The sequence below is a fragment of the Algoriphagus sp. NF genome (assembly GCF_028823735.1).
GTDB lineage: Bacteria > Bacteroidota > Bacteroidia > Cytophagales > Cyclobacteriaceae > Algoriphagus > Algoriphagus marincola.
In genome coordinates, this window is the sequence record NZ_JAPEIB010000070.1 from 1 (window position 1) to 4,700 (window position 4,700).

Here is a 4,700-nt window from a genome sequence, read left to right on the forward strand (position 1 = left end):
GCCCCGATAGCTATCGCGGGTCGATCCTGTGACCTTTAATAAATAAAACAAAAAAAGCCGATCATTTCTGATCGGCTTCGTAGTAGCGGGAACAGCCCCGATAGCTATCGCGGGTCGAACCTGTGACCATAATTAGATAAAACAAAAAAGCCGATCATTTCTGATCGGCTTCGTAGTAGCGGGAACAGCTCCGATAGCTATCGCGGGTCGAACCTGTGACCACTATTAAATAAAACAAAAAAGCCGATCATTTCTGACCGGCTTCGTAGTAGCGGGAACAGCCCCGATAGCTATCGCGGGTCGATCCTGTGACCTTTAATAAATAAAACAAAAAAGCCGATCATTTCTGATCGGCTTCGTAGTAGCGGGAACAGGACTGTTTTAATTTATTGATTTTTAGATTCTTATATCCTAAGGAGGACAAATAGGGGGACAGGTTCATTTTAAGCCAAAAATTTCAAATTCATTTGAATTGATTTTAATTCTGTCTTGGAATTTTCTGACAAAATCAAGGCTTATGAGCCGTATAAAGAGGTTGAATCTTAAATTAAAATTTTTTCTTTTTTGCTGTTAAAATCAGTATTCAAAGAGAATTTCAAATACTTAAATCTGAAAACGAATTTTTGTGACCCTGCAACTTAGCCATTCCAAATCTATTTGAGTGATTTCGAATTTCAACCCTCGAACAATTCGTACCGTGCGATTTGTACGAGCCGTACGAGGTGTACGAATTCTGGATTGCTTTTTCTTTTTGCTGTTTAAACCTCTTTCATGGAGAAGAAAAGCACCACCTTATTGTTTTGCTTTTGACTTATCAAATTGTGCACACAGCGTGTGCACAATCAAAACTCAGCAATTAAACTCAACTACAATTCTTCAAAACGACTCGACAAAAGCGGAGAAATAAAGAATCGACATTCTTTCCAAAGAATGACGCGATTTAACTATTGCGTCAATTATCGTGACACAATTCTTTTTTATTGCGTCATTTATATGCTATTATTGTCGCGATACAAATGGGATTGAAGATGGAAAATCGAGATGAGCTACAACTGATTAAAGAAATAATTGCATCATCATCTGATGGCTTAGGAATAGAACAAATCCTTAGCTTGCTCCCATTTAATATTGAAAAGAGAGCACTTCAAAGACGACTAAAAAGTCTCAGAGAAAAAAATCTGATCCTAATAAAAGGAAATGCTCGATCCACAAAGTATTATACAAATGTCCCTGAACAAACTCAGGATTCTGGAAAGATAAAACCAGACGAGGAGCTACAATCGACCATTCCGCTTTCAAAAGAAGGTAAAGACGTTCTGGCCCTGGTCTCACGTACTGTTGCACAAAGGAAACCTGTTGGATATGAACGAAGTTTCTTGGAAAATTACCGTCCCAACATCGACAGCTTTCTCAGCAACCAAGAAAAACAAAAACTGGCTGAATGGGGAAATACCAGGAATGGAGAACAGCCAGCAGGGACCTATGCCAGAGAAATATTAAATCGCCTGTTGATCGACCTATCTTGGAATTCAAGCAGACTGGAAGGAAACACCTATTCCTTGTTGGATACGGAGCTGTTAATCCATAACGGGAAAACCCCCTCGAACAAGTCTCCGATGGAAACCCAGATGATTCTCAATCACAAGGAGGCTATCGAGTTTTTGGTAGAATCGTCTGATGAGGTGGGCTTCAATCGCTACACTTTTCTTAATCTCCATGCCCTGCTTTCAAACAACCTGTTGCCAAATCCGGCTGCATCCGGCAGGCTTAGAACATTTGGCGTGGGAATCACCAATTCGGTATTTACTCCGTTGGGAATTCCACAACTTATCGAAGAATCTTTTGACCTAATACTGGCAAAGGCAAGCCAAATCCAAAATCCCTTTGAGCAGGCTTTTTTTGTATTGGTTCAGCTTCCCTATCTCCAACCATTTGATGATGTCAATAAGCGAGTATCCAGATTGGCTGCCAATATTCCTTTGAACCGACACAACCTTGCACCTCTTTCATTTATAGATGTACCGGAGGAAAGCTATATCAAAGGAATGCTTGGCATCTATGAATTAAACCGTGTCGAGTTATTCAAGGATGTTTTTTTGTGGGCCTATGAGCGGTCTGCCTTAAGGTATGCGGCCATTCGTCAATCTCTTGGCGAGCCGGATCCTTTCCGCTTAAAATACCGGGAGGAAATACGAGCGATCGTCAGCCACATCGTGACCAATGCAATGGATAAAGAAGCAGCATCCCAAGCAATAAAATCTGAAGTCAATAAATTACCTGAACCAGACCAATCTAGGTTCGCTGAAGTAGTAGAAACCGAACTCCTTGGAATTCATGAAGGAAATTTTGTCCGCTTTCGAATTAGACCTTCCGAATTTACTGCCTGGAAAAAGAAATGGGATTCTTAAGAATAAATTAATAGCCTGATATTCAATATCTAATCTCTCAATCTGGCACTTAGAATCGAAACCGCCGGATAAGGTATCCCAATTGCTCTACAAACTCGAAAATCCTCTTCTTTAACTTTACCAAAAGTAATTACGAGTTCATTTCCGATAACATTAAGTGATTCATCGAGTCCATAAGCATTATATTCCAAGGATTCCTCATTTGTTTTGGCCCTCACTTGATCACTTTTTTCCAAAAAAAGGATTACTGGAAGACCACAAGAAATATCAGAAGTACTTTCAATTCTAACAGTGAACTCTTCACCGGGCACCAAATCATCTTGGCAACCAAACGTAATTAATACCGCAAAAAACAATAGATATTTAGATGAAGACTTTCTCATTTTATCAGGTTTTACTACTCTGCTTTGACATCACAAATTGATGGGGGAGGGGTAGATGATTTCTTTTCTAGTTGCTTTCTCAATAAGAAAAACTTCCCGGCTTCAAATTCTATCTCTCAAACGAATCTGATGGTCAGATAGCTACAATGAATAAAAGGATTTCTGGGAAGCATAGAAGAAAAAGAAGAGAGTATAATGTATCGTTAGGACTTATACTGCAAAAATTCCTCTAGTTCACTTAAAAACCATCCTCCAAATCCCAGATTGTCATAGTCCACCTGAAATCCTGTTAGGTGTTCACCTTCATATCTGCTAATTTCACAATTGTCTCCTAGTTTCTTCTGAAGTATAATGGCGGACCCATGAGTCGTAACCTTGTCATTTGATGCAGTTAAAATCAGAAGTGGGCAATCGATAGATTCAAGGGAAATTTTAAACTCATCACTGCTCTCCGGAAGTAGAATCTCTTTACCCTTTTCCTTATAATAATCCACAATTCCATCAGGATCGGTGACGAATCCTTCCCCAATAATAAAATCAATCTGACCTTTAATCTGTGGATAGGCTCTTGAGGCTATGGTTGTTCCCATCGACATGGCCCATATTCCCAATTTCTTGTTTGGGATTTCTTTTGAAATGGTTTCGACCACAGCTTCCAGGTCCCAAGCAAATTCCTTGTAATAGAGAAATTCTTTTTGAATCTCGAAATCTTGGCTTTTCCCAAATCCTCTATAGTCAAATGTGACTACCGTATAGCCAGCATTTGCCAGAATGGCTGCATGGTAAACAAAATAGGACATATTCCCAGCATCAGGATAAGCAAGAATCAAAACCGTATCCTTATCATTTTCCGGTTTGGCTTCATAAATCCAAGTATTGAGACGAAAGCCATCACGGGTATTGATATCTAGTTGCTGATAATTCCATTTGACTGAATCTGGAGTACGAATATATTCTCGATCGGGATTTATCGAATAAACAGAATTGAAGCTAAAGAGCAGTAGGAAGAACAATATTGCCTCTGTAGATTTTTTCATAACGATTTGATTTTTAAATTTCTAAACAAGCTCCAGAAAGAATTATACTCTTTTATATAAATCTATCTTTATACAATTAAGTGCAACAACTTCAATTCTAATTCGTAAATTAATGAATTCATTATCAAATAATTCAACTATGTGGTCAACCATCAAATTTTTAGGAACCATTTTCATCAGCTTCATAGCAATGATTGGAGCATTGGGAGCAGAGAATCCTTTACCGCTTTTTGCGGTTGCCTGGGGGATTTGGATACTCTATATCCTAAATCTACGGACAAAAAGAAAAAAGGAATTGGACAGAGAGCGACTAATCCGGGAAATTTTGGATAAGCTTTAGAATCCAAATAAAATAAATCTTCAATGCAACAAAAAATCCACAACGAAAAAAAATACATTGTTCGTTTAGCAATCGGGAAAATCTCCCTCTCGGGTTTAATCCAAACTAAAATATCAACAGAAGAACACTACTTTACCTTTTTAATTTTTTATACAAAAGCACTATAAGGGCTAATTGTAAAACACTAAAAGAAATAATTAGAATTGAAATAAATGGAAAATCCCTATTTACATCATATTTAAAGTTTTTATATTATAGTACCGTTGTATTTTCAAAGTCTACTCCTGTTAATTTCATTTTTTGCATTGCATTTTTTAATGCATCGCTAACATATAATCCTGATGTAATTTCCCAATATTGCTGAGGTAAAAAAAACAAACTATATTTTTTAACCTTCTCAAAAGAGAATACAGGTTTTATAATGTGGGTTGTGCCTTGAACAAATAATGTCTTCTCTCTATCTAGCACATCAAGTCTTTGTGAGAAACTCGGTATAAAATACTCTTTAGTCTCTTTGACTCCATGGACTTTT

Annotated in this window: 5 protein-coding genes; 2 read left to right on the forward strand and 3 right to left on the reverse strand. The window is 37.7% G+C overall.

The features are described from left to right. The first annotated feature begins 1,028 nt into the window (after nucleotides 1–1,028). On the forward strand, nucleotides 1,029–2,408 hold the full coding sequence (locus OU792_RS18115; RefSeq protein ID WP_274670987.1) for a Fic family protein: 1,380 nt from the start codon (nucleotides 1,029–1,031) through the stop codon (nucleotides 2,406–2,408). 29 nt (nucleotides 2,409–2,437) lie between these two features. Here the strand turns inward: OU792_RS18115 and OU792_RS18120 are convergent, their stop codons facing one another. Both OU792_RS18120 and OU792_RS18125 read right to left on the reverse strand, forming a co-directional pair. Beyond that, nucleotides 2,438–2,791 (reverse strand): hypothetical protein, encoded by a 354-nt coding sequence (locus OU792_RS18120; RefSeq protein ID WP_274670988.1) that lies wholly within the window; start codon nucleotides 2,789–2,791, stop codon nucleotides 2,438–2,440. Between the two features lie 203 nt (nucleotides 2,792–2,994). Beyond that, complete coding sequence (locus OU792_RS18125; RefSeq protein WP_274670989.1) at nucleotides 2,995–3,828, reverse strand: alpha/beta hydrolase; 834 nt, start codon at nucleotides 3,826–3,828, stop codon at nucleotides 2,995–2,997. A gap of 112 nt (nucleotides 3,829–3,940) precedes the next feature. Between OU792_RS18125 and OU792_RS18130 the strand changes: the two genes are divergently transcribed. Next, nucleotides 3,941–4,168: a hypothetical protein gene (locus OU792_RS18130; protein ID WP_274670990.1), complete on the forward strand. Its 228-nt coding sequence runs from the start codon at nucleotides 3,941–3,943 to the stop codon at nucleotides 4,166–4,168. 252 nt (nucleotides 4,169–4,420) lie between these two features. On the opposite strand, the gene OU792_RS18135 is transcribed toward OU792_RS18130, so the two are convergent. Then, nucleotides 4,421–4,700 (reverse strand): imm11 family protein (locus tag OU792_RS18135; RefSeq protein WP_274670991.1); only part of this gene is annotated, 280 nt, incomplete at its 5' end.